The organism is Rhizobium sp. WSM1274 (genome assembly GCF_025200775.1).
Taxonomy (GTDB): Bacteria; Pseudomonadota; Alphaproteobacteria; order Rhizobiales; family Rhizobiaceae; genus Rhizobium; species Rhizobium leguminosarum_I.
Genome location: NZ_CP104142.1, coordinates 1 through 21270 on the forward strand (window position 1 = coordinate 1; position 21270 = coordinate 21270).

At 57.1% G+C, this 21270-nt stretch carries 16 protein-coding genes; 9 read left to right on the forward strand and 7 right to left on the reverse strand.

The window, feature by feature from the left end:
• Positions 1–27 precede the first annotated feature (27 nt).
• The 4 genes from repA to N2600_RS33310 all read left to right on the forward strand — a co-directional run bounded on the left by repA (position 28) and on the right by N2600_RS33310 (position 4707).
• Positions 28–1230: a plasmid partitioning protein RepA gene (repA, locus tag N2600_RS33290; RefSeq protein WP_260299938.1), complete on the forward strand. Its 1203-nt coding sequence runs from the start codon at positions 28–30 to the stop codon at positions 1228–1230.
• A gap of 355 nt (positions 1231–1585) precedes the next feature.
• Positions 1586–2578: a plasmid partitioning protein RepB gene (repB, locus tag N2600_RS33295; protein WP_260299939.1), complete on the forward strand. Its 993-nt coding sequence runs from the start codon at positions 1586–1588 to the stop codon at positions 2576–2578.
• Between the two features lie 207 nt (positions 2579–2785).
• On the forward strand, positions 2786–4003 hold the full coding sequence (gene repC, locus N2600_RS33300) for a plasmid replication protein RepC (RefSeq protein ID WP_260299890.1): 1218 nt from the start codon (positions 2786–2788) through the stop codon (positions 4001–4003).
• Between the two features lie 437 nt (positions 4004–4440).
• Entirely contained in the window at positions 4441–4707 is a 267-nt protein-coding gene (locus N2600_RS33310) for a DUF2277 domain-containing protein (RefSeq protein WP_260299940.1), read from the forward strand.
• Positions 4708–5294: 587 nt separating this feature from the next.
• Here the strand turns inward: N2600_RS33310 and fcl are convergent.
• The 7 genes from fcl to N2600_RS33345 form a co-directional block, all read right to left on the reverse strand.
• Positions 5295–6386 (reverse strand): GDP-L-fucose synthase, encoded by a 1092-nt coding sequence (fcl, locus tag N2600_RS33315; protein ID WP_260299891.1) that lies wholly within the window; start codon positions 6384–6386, stop codon positions 5295–5297.
• On the reverse strand, positions 6379–7482 hold the full coding sequence (gene gmd / locus N2600_RS33320; protein ID WP_260299892.1) for a GDP-mannose 4,6-dehydratase: 1104 nt from the start codon (positions 7480–7482) through the stop codon (positions 6379–6381). The genes fcl and gmd overlap by 8 nt, the downstream gene beginning before the upstream one ends.
• A gap of 99 nt (positions 7483–7581) precedes the next feature.
• Positions 7582–9783: a GumC family protein gene (locus N2600_RS33325; RefSeq protein WP_260299893.1), complete on the reverse strand. Its 2202-nt coding sequence runs from the start codon at positions 9781–9783 to the stop codon at positions 7582–7584.
• The gene (locus N2600_RS33330) at positions 9780–10922 is read right to left on the reverse strand and encodes a glycosyltransferase family 4 protein (RefSeq protein ID WP_260299894.1); all 1143 of its coding nucleotides are present in this window, start codon (positions 10920–10922) and stop codon (positions 9780–9782) included. Before N2600_RS33330 ends, N2600_RS33325 begins: the two co-directional genes overlap by 4 nt.
• Entirely contained in the window at positions 10916–12016 is a 1101-nt protein-coding gene (locus N2600_RS33335) for a glycosyltransferase family 4 protein (protein WP_017969304.1), read from the reverse strand. The genes N2600_RS33330 and N2600_RS33335 overlap by 7 nt, the downstream gene beginning before the upstream one ends.
• Positions 12013–12963: a glycosyltransferase family 2 protein gene (locus tag N2600_RS33340; protein WP_260299895.1), complete on the reverse strand. Its 951-nt coding sequence runs from the start codon at positions 12961–12963 to the stop codon at positions 12013–12015. The genes N2600_RS33335 and N2600_RS33340 overlap by 4 nt, the downstream gene beginning before the upstream one ends.
• Before the next feature lie 9 nt (positions 12964–12972).
• Positions 12973–13188: a hypothetical protein gene (locus N2600_RS33345; RefSeq protein ID WP_162116592.1), complete on the reverse strand. Its 216-nt coding sequence runs from the start codon at positions 13186–13188 to the stop codon at positions 12973–12975.
• 394 nt (positions 13189–13582) lie between these two features.
• On the opposite strand from N2600_RS33345, the gene N2600_RS33350 reads away from it, so the two are divergent.
• The 5 genes from N2600_RS33350 (at position 13583) to N2600_RS33370 (ending at position 21222) form a co-directional block, all read left to right on the forward strand.
• Positions 13583–14902, forward strand: a complete 1320-nt coding sequence (locus N2600_RS33350) for an O-antigen ligase family protein (RefSeq protein ID WP_260299896.1) — start codon at positions 13583–13585, stop codon at positions 14900–14902.
• On the forward strand, positions 14899–17025 hold the full coding sequence (locus N2600_RS33355; RefSeq protein WP_260299897.1) for a right-handed parallel beta-helix repeat-containing protein: 2127 nt from the start codon (positions 14899–14901) through the stop codon (positions 17023–17025). The genes N2600_RS33350 and N2600_RS33355 overlap by 4 nt, the downstream gene beginning before the upstream one ends.
• Before the next feature lie 730 nt (positions 17026–17755).
• Complete coding sequence (locus N2600_RS33360; protein WP_017969298.1) at positions 17756–18622, forward strand: WecB/TagA/CpsF family glycosyltransferase; 867 nt, start codon at positions 17756–17758, stop codon at positions 18620–18622.
• 7 nt (positions 18623–18629) lie between these two features.
• Positions 18630–20123, forward strand: a complete 1494-nt coding sequence (locus tag N2600_RS33365; protein WP_170257026.1) for a sugar transferase — start codon at positions 18630–18632, stop codon at positions 20121–20123.
• Between the two features lie 46 nt (positions 20124–20169).
• A complete protein-coding gene (locus N2600_RS33370) occupies positions 20170–21222 on the forward strand; it encodes a UDP-glucuronic acid decarboxylase family protein (RefSeq protein WP_222281260.1) in 1053 nt (350 codons plus the stop codon).
• Positions 21223–21270 lie beyond the last annotated feature (48 nt).

Consider the following 21270-nt stretch of genomic DNA (forward strand, 5'->3'; position numbering starts at 1 on the left):
GTGAGCAAGCCGCTTCGTTCTACTCGATTGGCATCGCAGAAAACCGTGGATGAGACCATTGGTGAGCATGCGTCGCTGCTCAGTTCACAGCTCCAATCGATCAGCGAGGCGATTTTCCCGCCGACTGCAAGCAAGACACTGCGGCGTTTTACCTCCGGTGAAGCAGCCAAGCTCATCGGCATATCCGATTCCACGTTGCGCAAGATGAGCCTCGCCGGCGATGGTCCGCAACCGGAGTTGACCACAAACGGCCGGCGCCTTTACTCCCTGGCTCAGCTCAATGAGCTCCGCGCAAGGCTCGCCTCGACGTCACGTGGACGCGACGCTTACGATTTTCTCCCCCGCCGTGGACCCGACGATCATCTCCAAGTCATCGCGGTCACGAACTTCAAGGGCGGATCGGGCAAGACCACGACGTCCGTCCACCTCGCACAATATCTGGCGCTTCAGGGCTACCGTGTGCTTGCGCTCGACCTTGACCCGCAAGCCAGCCTGTCCGCCCTTCTCGGCATATTGCCCGAAACCCACGTCGGCAGCAATGAAACACTTTATGCGGCAATCCGCTATGACGAAGAGCGGCGTCCGTTGAGCGACGTTGTCCGCCAAACCTACTTCGACGGGCTCGACCTCGTGCCAGGCAACCTGGAGCTCATGGAGTTCGAGCATACGACGCCAAGAGCGCTGACGAATGGCGCGAAAGGCGCCGACGAGATTTTCTTCTTGCGCATTGCACGCGCACTCGATGATGTCGCCGACAATTATGATGTGATCGTCTTCGATTGCCCGCCACAGCTTGGCTATCTGACGCTCAGCGGACTTTGCGCTGCGACCTCGATGGTCGTGACCGTGCACCCTCAGATGCTCGACATCGCGTCGATGAGCCAGTTCCTGCTGATGACCCACGATCTTCTTGGAGTCGTCCGGGATGCCGGAGGCGAGCTTCGCTACGACTTCATCAAGTACCTTTTGACGCGGTTCGAACCTCAGGATGCGCCGCAGACGAAGGTCGCGGCTCTTTTGCGAAACCTCTTCGACGACAGCGTGCTGACGAACCCGATGGTGAAGTCGGCGGCTGTTTCCGACGCGGGTCTGACAAAACAGACGCTCTATGAAATCGGCCGCGAGAACCTGACGCGCTCGACCTACGATCGCGCCATGGAGTCGCTCGACGCTGTCAATTGCGAGATCGAGAACCTGATCCGCGCCGGCTGGGGACGGAGTAAGCGATGATCTGCGGAGCAGACCAGATCCACTTCGGGCCGACAGGTTGCCTAAAGTTGGGAGCTCCCAACTTTCAATCGAGGCGCAAAAGTCGCGCTGGACGCGGGGCAATTCTCACTCGTCTGGGACAGTCGTTCGAAGTGTTGTCAGGAAGAAGTTGGGAGCTCCCAACTTTCACAAAAAGGCCCCTGCCCTCTTCAGGCAACGGAATCGATCGCGAGCGTCGGTATCATCCCCGCCTATTCCAGCGGAGGAATTACACCTCCGCGTCGCCGCGAGCTTGCAGCTTTGCTGCGCTAACCGGTGCGCCCAATGCATCCGGCCGGCATCTGGTCAGCGCAGCTGTAGACTTGGGAGATGGCAAATGAGCAGGAAAGACACCGTCAACTCGCTCTTTATGCGAAAAACCGAACCGCCAGCCGCCGGCGCCTCCGCCAGCAAGAGCCCCGAGCGCGTTCGCTCCGGCGCGATATCGGCGATGGGCACATCCCTCCAGGAAATGAGCGAAGGCGCACGTGCGGCCGCGCGGCTTCAAGAACAGCTCTCTGCGGGGCATGCGGTCATCGAAATTGATCCTGCCATGGTCTCTGACTCCTCCGTCGGAGACCGGATTTCCATCGAGGTCGATCCTGGGTTCGAAGAACTGGTATCCAGCATTGGGCAACACGGGCAGCAGGTGCCGATCCTGGTTCGGCCGGTGACCGGCCGTACAGACTGGTATCAGATCGCATACGGCCGCAGGCGGTTGCGGGCGGCATCAAGGCTGGGCGTGAAGGTGAGGGCGATCGTCCGGAACCTGAGTGACGACGAGCTGGTCATCGCGCAGGGCAAGGAGAACCTCGATCGACAGGACCTGTCATTTATCGAGAAGGCGCTCTTTGCCTTGCGCTTGGAAGAGGCTGGCTACAAGCGGGAAACGATCCTTTCGGCGCTTTCGACCGACAAGGCCGATCTCAGCCGCTACATCTCGATCGCTCGCACTTTGCCACAGTCAATCGTTCAAGCGATCGGACCTGCCCCGAAGGCCGGTCGTTCGAGATGGATGGCACTTGCGGAGACCATGTCGGCCTCAGGCAAGAAGATCGAAGCCTTGATCGCCGAGCCGGCGTTTCTGCAACTTCCATCGGATGAGCGCTTCGCAAAGGCGTTGGCGGTAGCAGCGACACCAAAGAAGAAGGCGAGCGGCGGCGAGCATTGGCGAAATGCAAAAGGGCAGAAGGCAGCGCGCATCGAGCGGATCGGCAAAACGACGCGCATCAGCTTTGATGAGCGAGTGGTTCCCGAGTTCGCAGCTTTTTTGACCGACAAGCTGGAAGCACTGCACGCGGAGTTCGAAGAACTTCGCCGAGACAGGTAACGGCGTCCGATGGGCGGACGTCGTAATGACAGAAACTGAGAAGGAAGAAGAAATCAGGTAAAGAAAAAGGCCCCCGAATGTCCATCCGGAAGCCCATTTCTCTCGTTTAGCACCCAGAGAATCGCACTTCCCGGAATCACTGTCAAGAGTTGTTGGACGCCAATTCGGCGGGACGATGAGCTTTGCCTTTTTGAAAGGTGAAATGACATGCAGTCAGGAAGTGTAACGACGCCCGTCGGGCGGCGGCCGATGACTCTTGCCTTGGTGAAGAGGCAGCTCGAGACCGCAGAAATCAAGTCTGGAAAGACGGCCGACAAATGGAGAATCTTTCGCGACGCGTGCGCGGCGCGCGCAACCCTCGGGGTCCAGGACCGGGCTCTGGCAGTGCTAGATGCGCTGCTGACATTCTATCCGCATGCAGAGTTGTCGGAGCAACGCGGGCTGGTCGTGTTCCCGTCAAATGCACAATTGTCGATCCGTGCCCATGGCATCACGGGCACGACCCTTCGCCGGCACCTCGCTGCGCTCGTCGATGCCGGGCTCATCGTGCGCAAGGACAGCCCCAATGGAAAGCGGTATGCCCACAAGGGCAGCGCCGGAGACATCGAGCAAGCTTTCGGTTTCAGCCTGGCGCCGATGCTTGCCCGCGCGGAAGAACTCGCGCAGATGGCACAAGAGGTCGCAGCCGAGCGTAGGCGGTTTCTTCTGACGAAGGAGGCGCTCTCGATCTGCCGGCGGGATGTCCGCAAGCTGATCTCCGCCGCCGTAGAGGAGGGCGCAGCTGGAGACTGGGCGGCAATCGAGAACCATTTCCTGAGCGTGGTGGCTCAGATCCCGCGTTCACCGACGAGAGCAAACCTGGAGCATGTTCTCACAGAGATGGAGATGCTGCGAGACGAGATCGTCAGCGTGCTGGAAACGCAGATGAAATCTGAAAAAACAGACACCAATGATGTCGGTTTTGAACGCCACATACAGAATTCAAATACCGATTCCAACAATGAACTTGAACCATGCTCTGAACAAGAGCAGGGGGCGAAAACGAGCCAAGCCGGTCGACCGTCGAGGGAGCCGATAAAGGCGTTTCCCTTGGGCATGGTGCTGCAAGCGTGCCCGGATATCGTAGACTACGGGCCGGGAGGCGGTGTCACTGGTTGGCGGGACCTGATGTCGGCGGCGGTCGTCGTTCGATCGACGCTCGGCGTCAGCCCATCGGCCTATCAGGATGCCTGCGAAGTCATGGGCCCTGAAAATGCCGCGGTCGCTATGGCCTGCATCCTCGAAAGGGCAGGGCATATCAATTCGGCCGGCGGCTATTTGCGGGACCTGACGGCAAAAGCGCGACAAGGGGAGTTTTCTCTGGGCCCGATGTTGATGGCGTTGATGCGCCTTAATGGCGGTGTCGGGAGGAAAACGGCGTCATGAGCACGATCGTGGAGGGAAGAGGCGCGGTCGGCAGACGCAGCCAAATTCCTGGCCTCTGCACGCTCGCAACGGGCAGCGGAAGCGTGACGGTGCCCGTGGGATTGCTTCGGCTTGATATTCAGAAGGATCTATCTTTCTTGTCGTCAAATGTGATCACCCGATCAAGGTGCGGCAGAATGAAATGATCAAGGTTAGTCGCTATGGCGACGGGTACCGTGACGTGGTTTAATGCAACAAAGGGTTGGCTTCATCCGATCCGACGACGGCGGTGACGGTATCTTGGTTCACAACCGCGGTGGAGCGGCCTAGGATGCACGGTCTGATGGATGGCCAGAAGATCCTTGCGAACGGGCAAAGGACCGCAGCACCTGCGCTGCCCGGTGAGTGGGCAGCCCGTCTTAAGGCCGAAAGGAGATGAAGATGACTAGGAGCAAGTCATATGCCGAAAGATAAAGACGCTGTTCAATTTCGATCCGCCGGCGACCGATCAGGAAATCCATGATGCCGCATTGCAGTTCGTACGAAAGGTGAGTGGAACGACCAAACCCTCGAAACGCAATGAGACAGCGTTCGAACACGCAATCGTTTCGATCGCGGCATGCGCGCGCGAACTGCTCAATTCGCTCGAGACTTCACATCCGCCGCACAGCCGCGAGGAAGAAGCTGCAAAAGCATGCGCGAAAAACCTGATCAGGTTCGCATGATTCCGTAGGGCGTCACTGAAACGGTTCTGGCTTAGCGAAAGTGAGAAGAGACTCCCCAAAACGCTATGAATGGCGGAAGCTATGAGGGATATCACTTCTGGTTAACGAGGCGTTTACCATATATTCAAAGAGTTATGATCTGCGGAAGACCATTACCTGGTGTCACCGCTTTGGCCGCTTTAGACGGGGTGTAGCGCTGAGGCGTCTCAAGGAGACGTGACCCCTCGACCGTCGGCAAGATTGGCTCGAGCACAGGCATCTTGCTTTCCGCGCTTACCGTCAATTCGGTGATACCGCGTTCTTGCGGCTTTACCGGCCGACAGATCGGCGAGGAGAAACTGAGCGCCCGCTTCAGGAAAGGGTGCCCACCGCGGTTCGAAGCTAATCTCTCGGAGCCATCCGACATGGACTATCCGTGTAAGAACGCGACAAGCGATATCGGCATCTGAACTGCGAAAAAATCGATTGCCGCTCTAATAATCATCACCCACACGGTTATCAGGAAAATTAATGCTGCAATCCTGATTTCTACTGGTTGCATTATTTGCTCCCCCCAGCATATGCGCCCCCCCCGAGACAAAACCTCATTATCCCTCGTGCAAATTCGCTGTGCGCAAGGGATGATGTGCGACCGTAGAGAGTGTGGGCGTCTGCAGCTCCGAAGTTTTGGCTCTCTCAAAACCGATATCGCTTTGACCGATCAAGTCGCCCGGCAAAGCCCTGTTGCTGCGTTCGAGATAATGCCCATCAAGGAAGGAGCGGTAGGCGTCCGCGATACCGTCCTTCAGACCTATCTTAGGCGACCAGCCGAGAGTGCGAAGCTTGTCGACGCTCAAGAGTTTACGTGGCGTGCCATCTGGCTTGGTAAGGTCGCGCGTGATCTTGCCTTCGAAACCTACGACCCTGGAGACGAGGTATCCCAAATCCAGGATGGTAATGTCTTCGCCTGAACCTACGTTCACATGACTTTCGGCGGAATAGGTCTTCATGAGATGGAGGCAGGCGTCGGCGCAGTCGTCAACATGCAGGAATTCGCGCCGCGGCGTGCCAGTTCCCCAGATGCATATCTCTTGCTGCTGGTTGATCTTGGCCTCATGCGCCTTGCGTATGAGCGCCGGCATGACATGGCTCGACCCGAGGTCAAAATTGTCCCCTGGACCATAAAGATTGGTAGGCATGGCCGAGATGAAATCTCTACCGTGCTGTTTGCGATAGGCATGGCAGAGCTTTAATCCGGCAATTTTGGCAATCGCATACCATTCATTCGTGGGTTCAAGCGATCCAGTCAGAAGTGAGTCCTCGACGATCGGCTGATCGGCCAATTTCGGATAGATGCAGGACGAGCCCAGAAACATCAGTTTTTCGACGTGAGCTCTATCGGCTGCGTGGATGACGTTCGCTTGCAGAATCAAGTTGTCGTAAAGGAAGTCGGCCGGATAGGTAGCGTTCGCGAGAATACCGCCGACCCTCGCAGCAGCTAGGAAGACAGCGTCGGGACGATTCTTACTCATCCAGGCCTCAACCTGGTCCTGCCGTCTGAGATCAACCTCGGCGCGAGTGGCCGTCAAAATCTCGCAGCCCTCGGAAGCGAGACGCCGCACAATCGCAGAGCCCACCATGCCGCGGTGGCCCGCGACATAGACCCTTTTTCCGGCAAGGCTGTAGATCACCTCAGGCATGGGCAAAACCTTTGGTTACACCGACCGACGGAACATTTCGTGCCATGACTTTCAGATCCTCGCGAACCATCTCCGTAACCAGCTGATCAAGACTGGTCTCATGTTTCCAGCCAAGCTTCGTGTGCGCCTTCGCCGGATCGCCAATCAGGAGATCAACTTCAGTCGGACGGAAGTAAGCTGGATCGATTTCCACCACACACTGACCGGATATCTTATCGTATCCCTTTTCCTCAACCCCGTTCCCGCGCCAATCAATCGGCATGCCCACCTTGGCGAAGGCCTTGTCAACAAAGGAACGAACCGAGTGCGTTTCGCCGGTCGCAAGCACATAGTCCTCCGGTTGGTCCTGTTGCAGCATCAGCCACATGCCGCGGACATATTCTCGTGCATGTCCCCAGTCGCGCTTGGCATCCAAATTGCCGAGATAGAGCCTTTCCTGCAGCCCAAGATGGATCGCAGCCGCCGCTCGGGTGATTTTGCGCGTAACGAATGTTTCGCCGCGGATCGGGCTTTCATGATTGAACAAAATGCCGTTCGAGGCGTGCATGCCATATGCCTCGCGATAATTGACCACTATCCAGTAGGCATAGAGCTTGGCCACCGCGTAGGGTGATCGAGGGTAGAACGGCGTCGTCTCGCTCTGCGGGACTTCCTGGACTTTGCCGTAGAGTTCTGAGGTGGACGCTTGATAGAAGCGGGTCTTCTTGGTCAGCCCCAGCAGGCGAATTGCTTCAAGCAGCCGAAGGGTGCCGGTTCCATCTGCGTTGGCTGTATATTCCGGCGTTTCGAAAGAGACTTGAACGTGGCTCTGTGCGGCGAGATTGTAGATCTCGTCCGGCTGCGTTTCTTGAACGACACGGATGAGATTCGTCGAATCTGTCATGTCCCCGAAATGCAAAATAAAGCGAGGATTCTCGACATGGGGATCCTCGTATAGATGTTCGATGCGGCTGGTGTTGAAGGATGATGAGCGTCGCTTGAGGCCGTGAACAATATAGCCTTTCTCCAGGAGCAATTCGGCCAAATACGCACCGTCCTGACCAGTTATACCCGTAATTAGCGCGACTTTTCGGTTCTTTGTCATTCCCGCATCCATGATTGCCCTCTAACTCGAATACCAATGCAGAAGCATATTTTCATGTTTAGTGCGTATATTTGCGTAAATGTGAGCTATTATGGTTTATTTAGGAAGTATTTATGATTTTAACTTATAGTATTTCATCAGGGATTTCGAAAACAGCTCCGAGTCACTGAAATTATACAACGCATGCCTTTCCGGATTTACATTGTTGATCGCGACAACAACCTCCGAATTTCGCGAGCTTTTCATTTGCTGCAGGCTGAACTCGACCGCGCGGCGGCTCGTCTTTCCCCACCTGACAACTGCCAGTGTTCTTTCCGCCAGGGCAGTCAAATGTACGGTATCCGTCGAGGCGAGCACCGGCGCGCTGTCGAAGATGACAATCTGGCCGCCCGCGCTCGCCATCTCGATGATTTCTGCCAGGCCGTTCGAACGGGTGCGCCGCTGGAGACTGAATTTTCCAGATGGAATGAAGTCGATACCGCTTGGATGGCGGTAGACGATGTCGCGGAGATCGGCGTGACCATTCAGGAATTCGTTCAGTCCGTATATTAACCCCGACCTGAAAAACGAATTGAGTCTTCCCCGCCGAAGATCGCCATCGACCAGCAGCACCGGAATTGCGGCGGCGGCAAGTTCGATAGCCAGCGATCTCGCGACAAGCGACTTGCCTTCCCCGCTGTGGGCCGAGGTAACGACGATACTGTTCGGTAATTTGCCGCCATTGGACTGTTTGAGTGAAAGCACCACGGTACGGATTGCTTCGTCAAACATCGGGACCGGCATATGTTCGAACATCGTTTTCGAATTTTCCCACCGCGCTAGACGCGGGATAAGTCCAGCCGGGATCGTGCGCGCCATTGCAGCCATTTGGTCGAAACTCCGGACCGTCCGGTCCGACATTTCGATCACGAAAGCAGCCGTTACGGCTCCCGAGATTGCAGCCAGGAGCGCACCCACCAGATAGAAAAGCCGTCCACGTCCCTGTGACGCGATCGGTACTGAAGCCGGCGATAAAACTTCCAATTCCGCCCCCGGCAGCATGGCCTTCGCGGCAAGGTCACGGCGCTGATCCTCAAGTTTGTCGAGTGCCGTTTGTTCCAAGTCGGCGATATGTTGCAGTCGCGTCAATTCCGTCTGCACCATGGCATCGCGTGTGCGTTTTTCGTGAGCTTCAGCCAAGATGGATTGTATTGACTGAGCTTCGTGATCAAGTGCGGCGAGCTTGGCGCGCATCGTTTGGAGATATTGCTTGGTCGCAAGGTTGAGATCGGCACGGGATTCCTTGATCTTCCCACGTAAGTCCACCACGGCCTCGGCATTGCCGTCATATGTCTGAAGAAGGCGGCCGAGATCTTGCTCCTGTGCACGAAGATCGCGTTGCTTTGTGGCAATGTTGTCGGGGACGGCAATATTCTCCGCAGCGACCGAAGCGTTATCCGTTGCTTCCAACGTGGATATCGTCGCCTTGACTTCAAGCCGACTTTCTTCGATTTTCCCTTCACGGCCAGTGACTTCTATGATTGACTTGATCCGTTCATCCTGAGCATCCTCTTTCGAGACGACGTCCATCGATTCTTGGTAGTTGCGAGCAGCGTCACGGGCAATATCCGCGCGAGCCTGCTGTTCGGTGATGCGCTGTCGGATCCATTTTTGCGCTGAATCCAGACGGCCACCGAGATTGTCCTTCCGTTCATCGAGGTAAATGCTGATGATCCGGTTCGGGACCGCGGCCGCGAGTTCAGGATCATTCGACGTGAAGCTGATCTGGATCACGTCACTCTTGTCTTCGTGCCAGACGCCGAGCGCCCTAAAATATTCCGGGATGATGGCGTCGATGTTGTCGCGTACAGGCGAGGTGGGTTTTTCCGTGTCGAACAGGCCGCGCAATATTGCCCGGATCCTGTCAATGAACGAGATCTCGCGCAGCGCTGGATTGAATTCCGGCCGCAGGTTGAACCGCAGTTCGTGGACGACCCGCTCTGCGATGCTTCTGGATAGAAGCCGCTCAGTCTCCGATTTCGCGTCAAGTAGATCACTGTGGCTATCGTCGGCACCAAGTGATGTTGCGAGAGGCTGGTGGATAATTAATCGGGCCCAGGCCTGATAGGCGGGCTTCAACCCAGAGATAATAATCACCGTGGGCGCCATCAGAAGCGCGGTTATCGCGATGATCATGATCGCTCTTCGCCGGATGAGACGGAAGGCGGCTGCCAGATCGAAGTTGTCCGCCTTGGTCTCCACCTGAAAGCGAGGATCGTAGCGCATCTGTGAGATCGGAAGGTTGCGGTCCGGCGGAACAGTGGAAATCGTCATCGTGCGCCAACCATTGCTTGAGGTTTCGCGGAAACGGCTTCGTAAAGTTTCTCGAGCGACCGCATATAGGCCGTCATGCTGAAGTGGTTTAGATAATGTGCGCGCCCCTGGACCGAAAGGCGGATGCAGATCTCTGGATCGGACACCAGCTTCGCCAGGGCTGCAGCCAAGGCATCCTGATCTCCGACTGGGACGAAGAGCCCGGTTTCGCCATCGGTAATGACTTCGTCATGCGCCCCGACACGCGTGGTGACGACGGCGAGGCCGTGGGACAGCCCTTCGAGCACGGCCATTGCCAGACCTTCGGCGTGCGAAGGCAAGACCAGGATATCTGCACGCGCACACAGGGCTCGCGCCTCACCGGCGTCAAGCCAGCCGGGCATCTCTACCAGATTTGAAAGCGCCATGGCGTCAGCCTGACGGCGATAATCCTCGACAGGTCCGTCGCCTGCCAGTACGGCCCGCCACCGGAGTTCTTTCATGACTGGGTGGCTCAGGGCCAACAGAAGCTCCGTGACCCCCTTGCGTTCGCTCAACCGGCCAAGGAATACAATCAACGGGGCCTGACCGACACGAATATTGTGCGCCCCAGGATCGGGGACGCAATTATGGGCAACGACCGTGCGGCGCTCGTCTACGCCCAAAAGTGTCGTCAGCGTCATGCAATCACGCCGGCCGAGCGCCACAACGCGATCGGCATTCTGAAACATCCGACGTATGAGCCGTTGTTGGCGCGGCGAGCGTTTCGCAAAGTCGCCGGCGTAGTCGTAGTCGTGCAGGTGCAATATGTGGCAGCACCCGAACAAACGGGCAGCCTCGCTCAGGATCAGTTTTCGGTAGGTGCTGCCGCGGCCAGCGATATGGAAATGGTGAATGCGGGCTGGCGCGACAAACCGGTCCTTTGCCATCGTCAGGATGGCGCCGAGCAGGCGTGCGGGTGACGTCACCTTAGACCATCGAGCACCTCTGGTATCGGTGACGAAGTGTTTCGTGCCGGTCTCTTTCGCTGTCTCTGTTATATAGCCGACCAGCCTGCCAATGCCGCCGCCGTTCTCGCAGCCGCCCGGAACATAGTGGCGGACGCTAGCCGCGCTCCGTGCTGCCATTCGACTTCTGTCCGTGAGGGCCTCCGTCAGCATGACCCGACCACCTCCCGATAAACGGCCGCGGCCTGGGCGCCGACCCGTTCAGGCGAATTGGGTCCTTTGGCCCATTCGAGCGCATTGGCACCGAAATTGTTTCTAAGCTCGCCGCTGTCTGCCAATGTCCTGATTGCTGCCGCGAGCTCGTTGGCATCTCCGGGAGGGACCACCATTCCCAACCCGTTGGGCTGAACGGTGCCCCGCAACTCGCCGACATCCGTAACGATGACCGGTTTGCCAAATGCGGCGGCAAGGTTGAGCACACCGCTTTGGGATGCTTCCGTATAAGGAAGCACGACGATGTCGGTGTCCAGGAAAAGCTGGGCGACCTCTGCATCCTCGATAAAACGATTGCGAATGTCGTAGCGGCCGGCATCCCCCATGAGCGGCTGGAAGATCAGCGGATCGTCGCCACGGCCTGCGACCGTGATGCGCAGGTTGGGAAGTACGTCCTTGAGCATCGCCTCGGCCCGGACCAGATGTTCGAGGCCCTTATAGGCAAAAATCCGTCCGAAGAGCAGGACGCGTATAGTTCCATCCGCTTCGCGCGGCGTCATCTTCTGTCGCCGGGCGAGCTCCGCATAGCGAAGGATGGAGGGATGCGACAGGACATGGACACAGTCCGCCGATTTTGCATATCGATTAAGGACCAGCCGCTTCAGTCCCTCGCCATGGACGACAAGATGTCCGGATTGCTTCACCATCAATTCGGGGGCCCAGCCGGGCAGCGTACGCGTATCGGAATCGCCGGGATGGATTTCCACGTCATGAATGGTCGTCACAAGCGGGATCGGGCGCCAGAACGGCACGGCGAGGTTCAGCCAAAGTGTAGAATTGCTGAGGAGATGAATGAGGTTCGGCCGTTCCCGCCGGATCAGACGCGTAAGCTGGTACAGAAACCAGGGATTGGAGAGAGAACGGTGTCTCGGCCAGTCCAGAAGGTGCAGATCGACAGCCGGATCGATGGAAGAGGCAAGATGTGCATAGCGCCGGCGCGGTACGGCAAGCACAACGTTCAGGTGTTGGGCAACGCCGCTGGCAAATGAGATGGTATAGTCTTCCAGTTCGGAAACCAGTAGCAGCGCCTTCATTTCGCCGCCTCCGACAAGCCGACGTCCAGACCGAGCCGTGACAGGCCGCGCGCCGAGCGCAAACTATCGCGCGTCCGCCTGAGCAGGTTCGGTTCGCCGGCAAAGAAGAGACCTTCGAGGGCAAGCTTGAACCGGGTGCGTGCATCAGCTCCCTGCAGCTTTGCCGACGCGATGCGATAGGGATAGTGATCCGTCAGATGTAGTCTTGCCGGTAGCTTATGGGCTGAGAGAAACAGGTTCGTTGCTTCGACGGTATGCTGCCAGTGCGTCATCCGCCTCCTTAGCGTGGTCGCATCCTCGGTCGCGCGATACCAGTTGTTATTGTGGATGCGGTAGAATCCAAGCGCATCCGGCATGGCAATGACGTCCCCCAGAAACGGATAGATCCCCACGAGCCAGGCGTCGGCTGATATGCGGAATTGTTCGGGAATGCTGCCCGCAGCATTCCACGCGCTACGTCGTACCGCGATGGCTGACGTCATCGGAAAAGGCCACCAACCCGCCGATCTGGTGAGTAGCGGCGACAAAGCGCCCGAACACAGGCTTCGAGGGATCGGCTTGGAAGTCGGCGTGCCATCGACAAGCGTTGGCTGCAGTCGGTGATAGACGAGCGATGCTTGAGGGTTTGCGCGGAACGCTGCAGCCGTCGCCGACAGCTTGCCCGGCGCCCACCAGTCGTCGGCATCCAGAAAACAGAGGATCTCGCCCATGCTTAATCCCACAGCGGTATTGATCGCATCGGCCTGTCCTGCGTTCTCCTGAAAGATCACCTTCACTCGGCTGTCATACGCTTGCAGAACGGACCGCGATTGGTCGGTGGAGCCGTCATCGACGACGATTATCTCGACGTTGCGCGCGTCTTGGCTCAACACGCTGTCTATCGCCCGCCCAACGAAGCGAGCGTAGTTGTAATTATTGATGAGGACACTGAGGGCCGGCCGCTCCATGACGCGCTCTCAGGCGAGTTGCGGCGATGCACCGCTGTACAGCAGCGCAAAGTTGCTTAGGACGTCGACCTCTACGCAGCCATCGAGGTTCGGAGCCTCGGTGACGGTGATATCCAAAAGACCTTGTCGGCCGAACAGCATCTCGCGCAGAGCCGATAAGATCGCCACGACGAGGAGAGCGCCCGTCGTCTTGCATAGAGAACTAGGATCGTGACGCAGAAACATAGTAATCCTAAACCTTCCAGGCTTCGACTGCAGAGAGAGCCTCTGTCAGAATTGTTGCCTCATTCCAGTGGAACCGCGGCTTACCCACCACGCTTACAAGACACTCATCGCCACGGTAGCGGTGAACGGACATGCGCAACATCTGCTCTTATGGGCAATCGGCGGACATGAAGACCCGCCTTTTGGGTAAATGCCGGCTGAAAGCTTACGCACAACACCGTCTTTGGGTGGAGCGAAGGTGCATTAGGCGTAGCCCGCCCTTCGCTAGGACAGGTTGACTGCGGATGTGGCTGGATGATTGCTTGAGAGCAGTGCAGCACGAAGGCCGACACCTGTTTTTTTGATCTGCGGCGATCAACAATCGCTCGTCTTTTCAAGTCAGTCGGGACGGATAATGAGAGTATATAGCCTCGGAACTGCCAGCGGACCTACTATCAGTTGGCGGGCCATAGAATGCTGGGGCGCCGGTATATCCCTATTCTTTCAGGCAGGCGCCTTTCTGCCCCTCATCCTGTCAGATGCGGACGGAACGCTCAGCGAATCTGCCAAGTCCATACTGCGTCTTCCTTGCTTTCCTGTGTATGCATTTACAATCGTGATCCTGATACGCAATTTTCCGCAATTTCTAACGGCGCTCAGGCGAAATCTGCTTGTTCCCCTGATCCTTGTTTTGCCGTTTTTGTCTACCCTGTGGTCAATAGCACCTCAAACGACCTTGAGGCGCGCAATCGGCCTCTTGTTTTGCGTACTTCTTTCCTACGTTCTGGCGATACGGTTCACGCCAAGGCAGCTGCTGTTCCTGTTATTCGTGACCCTGGGAACCTGCAGCGTCCTCAGTGTGGCTATCTCCTTGGTGTCACCAGCCCTCGCCAGTATGCCGGATGGTGCTATGCGGGGCGTCTTCATTCACAAGAACGTCCTGGGCTGGTATGCGGCTCTGACGATCCTGGTCGCGACGGCCGTGCTGATAGACGGGAGGCTTGGCCTGCGGCGAACCGCGTTCGTCGTATTGGCCGCGGGTATGGTCTGTCTTGCAAGCTCTGGATCAATGACCGCGATCATTGCAACGTCAGTGGCGTATTGCCTGATCGGCTTTTATTCCCTCCTGCAAAGAAGCAGCAGCATTGGCCGCGTCGTCATCGTCCTGTTTTTTATTCAGCTAGCTCTCGGCATTCTGATTTCGCTTCACGAATTCCTGGTTCCGGCCCTTGAAGCGCTCGGCAAGGACGCGACTCTGACCGGTCGGGTGCCATTGTGGGAACTGGTTGATCGCGAAATATCCGATCGTTGGTTTCTTGGTTATGGCTACCAGGCTTTCTGGACAACCGCGAACCCAGAAGCGACGCACATGTGGTTAAAGCTCGGATGGCCGGCGCCCCATGCGCATAATGGATATCGCGATATCTTGTTAAGCTTTGGAATAATGGGAATGATTCCGTTTGTTCTGATGCTTCCCCAGGCAATCCGCCGGGGTGCGGTCCTTCACTGTCACGATACGCAGTACGGGTGGCTCTGGCTTAACGTCCTTACGATCATGATTCTGGTGATGAATCTGACCGAGAGTATTTTTTTCGTTCAGAATGACGCCATCTTCATCCTGTTTACAGCAGCCATCATCATGTTTTCGCTGTACGCGCCCGTCGTTTCGCTCAGCCGTTCGCCACCTTGGCAGGCGCCCTCGCGTGGCCTTGCGAGCGGGTTGCAGATATCATGAGGCGGCATTTTGGACTGATCCTGAGCATTTTGCCTGTCATGCTCTATCCGCAGTCCGGCAATCCGGCTCCAGTCGGGACAGAGATAGATGCGCCTGAGCGCTTGCAGATGCTCGTCAGGGAGGCGACTTGTGCGGAAGCTCCCGCGACTTTCTCAGCCAAGTTGAATGCGACTTCTTTAAGCGACATATTGAGCAGCAGCGCTGGGGCGCGGACGATATTCTACGTTTCTCCCGATGGCGAAGACACCTGGAGTGGCCTCCTTCCGACAGCAAATCAGCAGGGCGGCGACGGTCCTTTCGCCAGCATTGAAAGAGCCCGTGATGCTGCCCGTGAGAAGGGCGGCACCAACACAATCGCGCTGGGTAAAGGCGATTACTACCTTACTCAGCCGATCGTCTTTGACTCCCGCGATACGGGCTTGATGCTCACGGCAAGGTGCAATGAAGCGCCGATTTTGCATGGGGGGCTGCGCGTGCGTAACTGGGCGCAGCAGGCCGATGGTCGCTGGACGGCGCCGCTGAAATTGCCACCGGATGAAGGGGTCGGTGACCTTTTCGTCAATGGGAAACGCCAAACTCGGGCACGATATCCCAATGCTCCCGCTGATGGCGATCCACGCAAGGGATGGTTGTTTGCCGCAAAGTGCGAGCCTGCCATCGACCTGTGGGAAGGAAACACGCGCTTTTGTTTCCATGCCGGCGATCTTCCGGCAATGGCTGATACAAGTGGGCTGGTCGTGGACATCGTCGGGGGGTTTCAACCGGGAAGCCAGTGGGGCAATGACACGCTCCCAGTTGTATCCATCGATGGCGCAGGCCGGACTGTGCATACGAAAGGCACAGGCTATTTCTTTACCGCAGAAGGCAGCCGCTATTTCCTAACCGGAGCCAGGGGCTTGCTCGATGCTCCCGGAGAGTGGTGGTATGACCTTATCGCGGGCCAGCTTCAGTATATCCCTGTCGATCAGTCGTTACCCAATTCCGTCGTCGTTGCTGGCATTCTGCCGACATTCTTCAAATTGGATGGGGCCGATAGGATGGTCATATCAGGGCTCGAGTTTAGAGACGGAGCTCCTGAAGGCAGCGGCAAGTTCTATACGGAAACCAGAGGTTTTGGCGCCATACGGATCGAACACGCTGATGGCGTCAAGATTCTCGGCAACAGCATCGAAAATGTCGGCGTCGGGGTCCATGTGACGGAAAGCAAGGATGCGTTGATTGTCGGCAATGTGGTTGCGGACGTCGCTGGCAACGGGATTTACGTCGGCACAAATTATGGCACGTTCGGCAAGTCGAGCGGCTCCAGGATCCTTTCAAACCATATCCATGACATCGGAAAGGTTTACATTGAAACCGCAGGAATATGGTTCCAGGCGGCTGACAATGTCAGGATCGCCGACAACCTGATCGAAAACACGGCGCAGTTCGGAATCGCCGGCGGTTCGCTATGGGGTTCTAACGACGCCGTCTATAACGCTGTCATCGAGCATAACGAGATCCGTAACGCCAATCAGCAGACCGCAGATGGCGGCGCCATCAAGATGATGGGCGAGCAGGCAGATCCTCTCAACAGCACCATCCGCTCCAATCTGGTGACCGGGACCGGTCATCTTATGAACAGGGTCGATGGGACGTTCTGGCCTCCCGGATATGAGAATACCAGCGAATGGCCGTCCCCTATCAGCTGGGCGATCTATACGGATGGGAAGGCGAGCGGGCTGAGTATCGAGGGAAATACGCTCTCGGGCAATGTCGCGGCGATCGGTATCAACGGCGGTTGGAGCAACCTGGTGGCAGGAAACGTCATCACACACGGATCGGGCGCGGCTTTTCGCGTTGATGACGGTACCGGCAGGGGTTGGCGTCCGCCATGGGCACGCCCTAATCGTATTGAGGAGAATGTTGTATCGGTTGACAGTGACAGCGGCGTTGTAGCGTATGTCAACGCTCCCGACCTTGGGCTTGGATTTGTGCAATTCGCGCGCAACCGCTACAGCGGCAACTTGAACGACAAGAGCTTCAGGGTACATCCGGAGATCATGCGGCCGGGAGAATTTGGCAGTTTAGGAGATCTTCAGAAGGCTGGGGAGGACACCGGAAGCGTAGTCACGCCGCCCGAATAACAAAAGGCGTCGCGACGAGGGTGTTCTGCTGCGATAAAGTCCTCAGCTATGGCGACTTATCCCTTCAATCATGGCATGCACTCGCTGCTGCTAACTGCCGCAGGCAGGAACGGTGACCACATCTGAGTGGCGCCGATTTCAAAGCGAAATTCCAACCCTTGCCCAACTCGCATCCTGCGCGAGGCTTCTGCCGAGCCGTCGGATGATCGATCGCGTCAAGGTGAAGGCCTTTTGAGCCAGGCGAAGTCGCGGCCAGATCCGTTCGAAGATACTGCCAAGCTCAAGCGTTTCACTTGCTCAGCTGTCAGGAATTCCCTGATGACCTTACGACACATAGCCGTTGGAACTTAGATCTTTCCGCAGCTGGTTGGTTCTGTCGGACATCTCTGAACGCTCGCCAGCCGGGGCCTTCATCTCGCTTATTGGGTTGACCATGTCTCTCTCCCCGGCTTTGTTCGCGCTCAAACCTCATCAGCTTTGATCGCACTAGAGTGAATAGCTTCTGCGGCTCCTGCGCGGGTCGAAGCGCCATTTCGCGGCAACGGTCATCAAAAAAGAGCAACAGGGTAAGCTGTAGGGTACATAGACTTACTTCGAATATTGTACGTCATCGTGGCATAAGACGTAAATATGAAATCTCGCCTACGTCCAATAGCTGGAGCTGCAAGTATGGAGGCAATCGGCCTGCCGGGATATTCTGATGATAGTTTCGATCGCGAAAGCGTAGGTCATGGGAAAGCAACCAGCAGGCAGCAGCCAAACTTCAGTTCTTCATCCAAAGGGTTCCTTTGAATGGACGAATGTCCTGGGTGTTCGCGTTTCGGCAGTCAATCTCAAAAGCGCGACTGGATTTATTCAAAAGGCGATCGAAGACGGCAGGAAGGAATATGTTTGCGTTCGCGACGCACACGGCATCGTCCGCTGTCAAGATGATCCCGAGCTTCGGTCGATACATAACCGGGCTTTCCTCGTAACTCCCGACGGCATGCCGCTCGTTTGGGCATTGAAGCGTGCTGGTCATGCCGAAAGCGACAGGGTCTACGGACCGGATCTCATGCTATCCGTTTTCGATGCCGGCAGTTCTAAGGGCTTATGCCACTTCCTTTATGGCGCAACGGCCGAAACGCTCGAACAACTGCAGGCGCGCCTTCTGGCAAAATTTCCGCAAGCACGGATCGTCGGCTCCTATGCGCCGCCCTTTCGCAAACTGTCGACGCAGGAGGAAACGGAGATTGCTGACCGGCTTAATCGGTCGGGCGCCGATGTCATCTGGGTCGGGCTGAGCAGTCCCAAGCAGGAGCTCTGGATGGCGCGCATGCGCGATAGTCTGGAAGCATCGATGCTTATCGGTGTCGGAGCCGCATTCGATTTCCACGCCGGCCTCAAGCGGCAGGCTCCAAGGTTCATTCAAAGAAGCGGCTTCGAATGGGCGTTTCGTCTTTTATGCGAGCCGCGACGGCTATGGCGGCGCTATGCGCTCGTCGTGCCGACCTTCATCTCGCTGACGGCATTCCAGAGACTGGGGCTTCGGAAGTTTCCGATCGAAGACGCGGTTTTTGGATCAAGCGCGCCAAAAGCAGCAGCTGCAAAGGTGTAAAGCCATCATGTCCTTATTTGCGTCGCCAGCAATGACACCGGGCCCGTCGAAGGCAGCCACATCGAATGACATGACGGCGCGGGCGATTCCGGCAGGTTCCGTGCCACCCATAGCAGCTAAGCCCACCGATGCCTTTGTATGGGCAGGACCGAATATGCCCGTCGCACTACGGCGTGGGCTTCCTCGGTTTGCAACCTCGTCCTTCCTGATCGGCGGCGACATCGCAAGCTATTTGATTGCCTATTTTGCACTCCTGTCCTTTCTCCCCAATGGTTCGGACGGCGCGATAGTGGAGCGCACCTTCTCGATCGCAGCGCTTGCTGCGATCGTTCTCTACGCATCGGCCGGCCTCTATCCTGGATATCGGTTACATGACCACGAACACCTACGGCGGCGCACCATAGCTGCCGCCAAGGTGGCTGTCCTGGCGGCATTCGGAGCAATTATCCTGCCCGAGGGGGAACGACTGCTGCTTGCCGTTATTGGGTTCCTCGCTCTCGGGCTGATTGTTCAGCCATTTGTGCATTGGCTGGCGCGAGGCCTGTGCTGGAAACTTGGAATGTGGGGCGAGCGTGCGGTTGTCATAGGGGGGTGCAACCTTACTCCCGCTCTCGTGGCCCATTTCAAGAACCACTGGCAGTATGGCATCAGGCCGGAGCCCTTTTCCCCCGATACTTTGGAGGCATTGCCCGATTGCGTGCCATCCATTGCCGTGATTGCGGGTGACACAGGCTCGCTTGTACCCGACTTGGCGGCGCTGCGTCGGAAGTTTGCCGAAGTCATTTTGCTGTCCGACACGCCGAGCCTCAAGGTAAGCGGATTGCGACCTGCGGACGTCGGCGGAGAGATCGGTATTCGCCTCACCACCGGTGGGAGTTGGGTCAACTCGGATCCGGTTCGCCGAATCCTCGATCTCGCAATCGCCATCCCTGCAATGATCGTGGTCGCGCCATTTATCGCGTTTGCAGCGGCCGCAATCTATGCCATCGATCCAGGTCCCGTCTTTTTCCGGCATACTAGGGAAGGGCGATCCGGCAAGCCGGTGCACGTCCTGAAATTGAGGACGATGTACCAAGATGCAGAACAGCGCCTAGAAGCACTGTTCCGAGACAATCCTACGATGCGCGCCGAGTGGTTGAGCCACTTCAAGCTCAAGGACGATCCGCGCATCCTTCCGGTTATAGGACATATGCTGCGCTCTTCGAGCATCGACGAGCTCCCGCAATTGGCAAACATCATTGCCGGCCAGATGGCCATCGTCGGGCCGCGTCCGTTCCCGGAATATCACCTCCTGGCTATGGACGGCGAATTTCGAAACAAGCGCCGTTCCGTCACGCCGGGGCTCACGGGCCTTTGGCAAATATCCGAACGAAGCAATGCGGATATCGAGCTGCAGCAGCAACTCGACGAGTTCTACATCGACAACCGGTCGCTGTGGTTTGACTGCCAGATTCTCCTCAGCACAATCCCTGCGGTCTTCAAGCGCAGGGGAGCCTACTGACCATCCTCGCTTTCGCGAGGCAACCGTCAACAACGGAGCACACCAAATGCACGGACAAAAGCGAATTATGGTAACCGGCGGTACCGGCTTTCTAGGATCATTCCTATGCGAAAGGCTTTTGCGAGAGGGCAATGACGTCCTCTGCGTGGACAATTACTACACCGGTTCGCGCGACAATGTGCTGCATCTTCTTGACGATCCTCGCTTTGAGGTGCTCCGCCATGACATTACCTTCCCGCTCTATGTGGAGGTCGACGAGATCTACAACCTCGCCTGTCCGGCGTCTCCGGTCCACTATCAGCACGACCCCGTACAGACCGTGAAGACCAATGTGCACGGGGCCATCAATATGCTCGGCTTGGCAAAACGCACCAGGGCGAAGATCTTCCAGGCATCCACGAGCGAAGTTTATGGCGATCCGGCAGTCCACCCTCAGCCCGAGGAATATCGAGGCAGCGTCAATCCCATAGGGCCGCGGGCATGTTATGACGAAGGCAAGCGGTGTGCCGAAACATTGTTCTTCGATTACCATCGTCAATATGGCGTGGAAATCCGCGTAGCCCGCATCTTCAATACTTACGGGCCGCGCATGCAGACCAATGACGGCCGCGTCGTCTCCAATTTCATCGTTCAGGCGCTTCAAAACGAGCCGATCACCATCTTCGGCAACGGCACCCAAACGCGCTCCTTCTGCTATGTAGACGATCTGATTGAGGGCTTCATCCGCCTGATGGGGGCGCCGGCTGGCGTTACGGGTCCGATTAATCTCGGTAACCCGGGAGAATTCCAGGTCCGGGAACTGGCCGAAATGGTCATCGAGATGACGGGATCGAAATCAAGCATCGTTTACAAGCCTCTGCCGATTGACGATCCGACGCAGCGCAAGCCAGACATCAGCCGCGCAAAGCAGGACCTGGGCTGGCAGCCGACAGTGAACCTGCGACAGGGGCTCGAGAAAACGATCGCGTATTTCGAGTGGAAGCTTTCTGGCGGAGTCAAGAGCACGCTTGGTGTCCAGTCCTCGCGAACGGCCTACACCTATCTGCCTAGCCCGGCCGTCGGCCTTCCCGCTCAGGAAGCCGTATCAATCGGGCCGTGAACTGCAACGTCGATCATTGCAAGTCGAAGCTGATGTCTTTCGATGGGA

Coding starts and splice junctions, on each gene's coding strand:
- repC (WP_260299890.1), top strand. CDS start 2,786: ATGCAGTCAGGAAGTGTAACGACGCCCGTCGGGCGGCGGCCGATGACT.
- fcl (WP_260299891.1), bottom strand. CDS start 6,386: ATGCCTGAGGTGATCTACAGCCTTGCCGGAAAAAGGGTCTATGTCGCG.
- N2600_RS33350 (WP_260299896.1), top strand. CDS start 13,583: ATGAGAGTATATAGCCTCGGAACTGCCAGCGGACCTACTATCAGTTGG.
- N2600_RS33355 (WP_260299897.1), top strand. CDS start 14,899: ATGAGGCGGCATTTTGGACTGATCCTGAGCATTTTGCCTGTCATGCTC.
- repB (WP_260299939.1), top strand. CDS start 1,586: ATGAGCAGGAAAGACACCGTCAACTCGCTCTTTATGCGAAAAACCGAA.
- N2600_RS33340 (WP_260299895.1), bottom strand. CDS start 12,963: ATGGAGCGGCCGGCCCTCAGTGTCCTCATCAATAATTACAACTACGCT.
- N2600_RS33330 (WP_260299894.1), bottom strand. CDS start 10,922: ATGCTGACGGAGGCCCTCACGGACAGAAGTCGAATGGCAGCACGGAGC.
- N2600_RS33370 (WP_222281260.1), top strand. CDS start 20,170: ATGCACGGACAAAAGCGAATTATGGTAACCGGCGGTACCGGCTTTCTA.
- N2600_RS33360 (WP_017969298.1), top strand. CDS start 17,756: ATGGGAAAGCAACCAGCAGGCAGCAGCCAAACTTCAGTTCTTCATCCA.
- N2600_RS33345 (WP_162116592.1), bottom strand. CDS start 13,188: ATGTTTCTGCGTCACGATCCTAGTTCTCTATGCAAGACGACGGGCGCT.
- N2600_RS33365 (WP_170257026.1), top strand. CDS start 18,630: ATGTCCTTATTTGCGTCGCCAGCAATGACACCGGGCCCGTCGAAGGCA.
- N2600_RS33325 (WP_260299893.1), bottom strand. CDS start 9,783: ATGACGATTTCCACTGTTCCGCCGGACCGCAACCTTCCGATCTCACAG.
- N2600_RS33335 (WP_017969304.1), bottom strand. CDS start 12,016: ATGAAGGCGCTGCTACTGGTTTCCGAACTGGAAGACTATACCATCTCA.
- gmd (WP_260299892.1), bottom strand. CDS start 7,482: ATGGATGCGGGAATGACAAAGAACCGAAAAGTCGCGCTAATTACGGGT.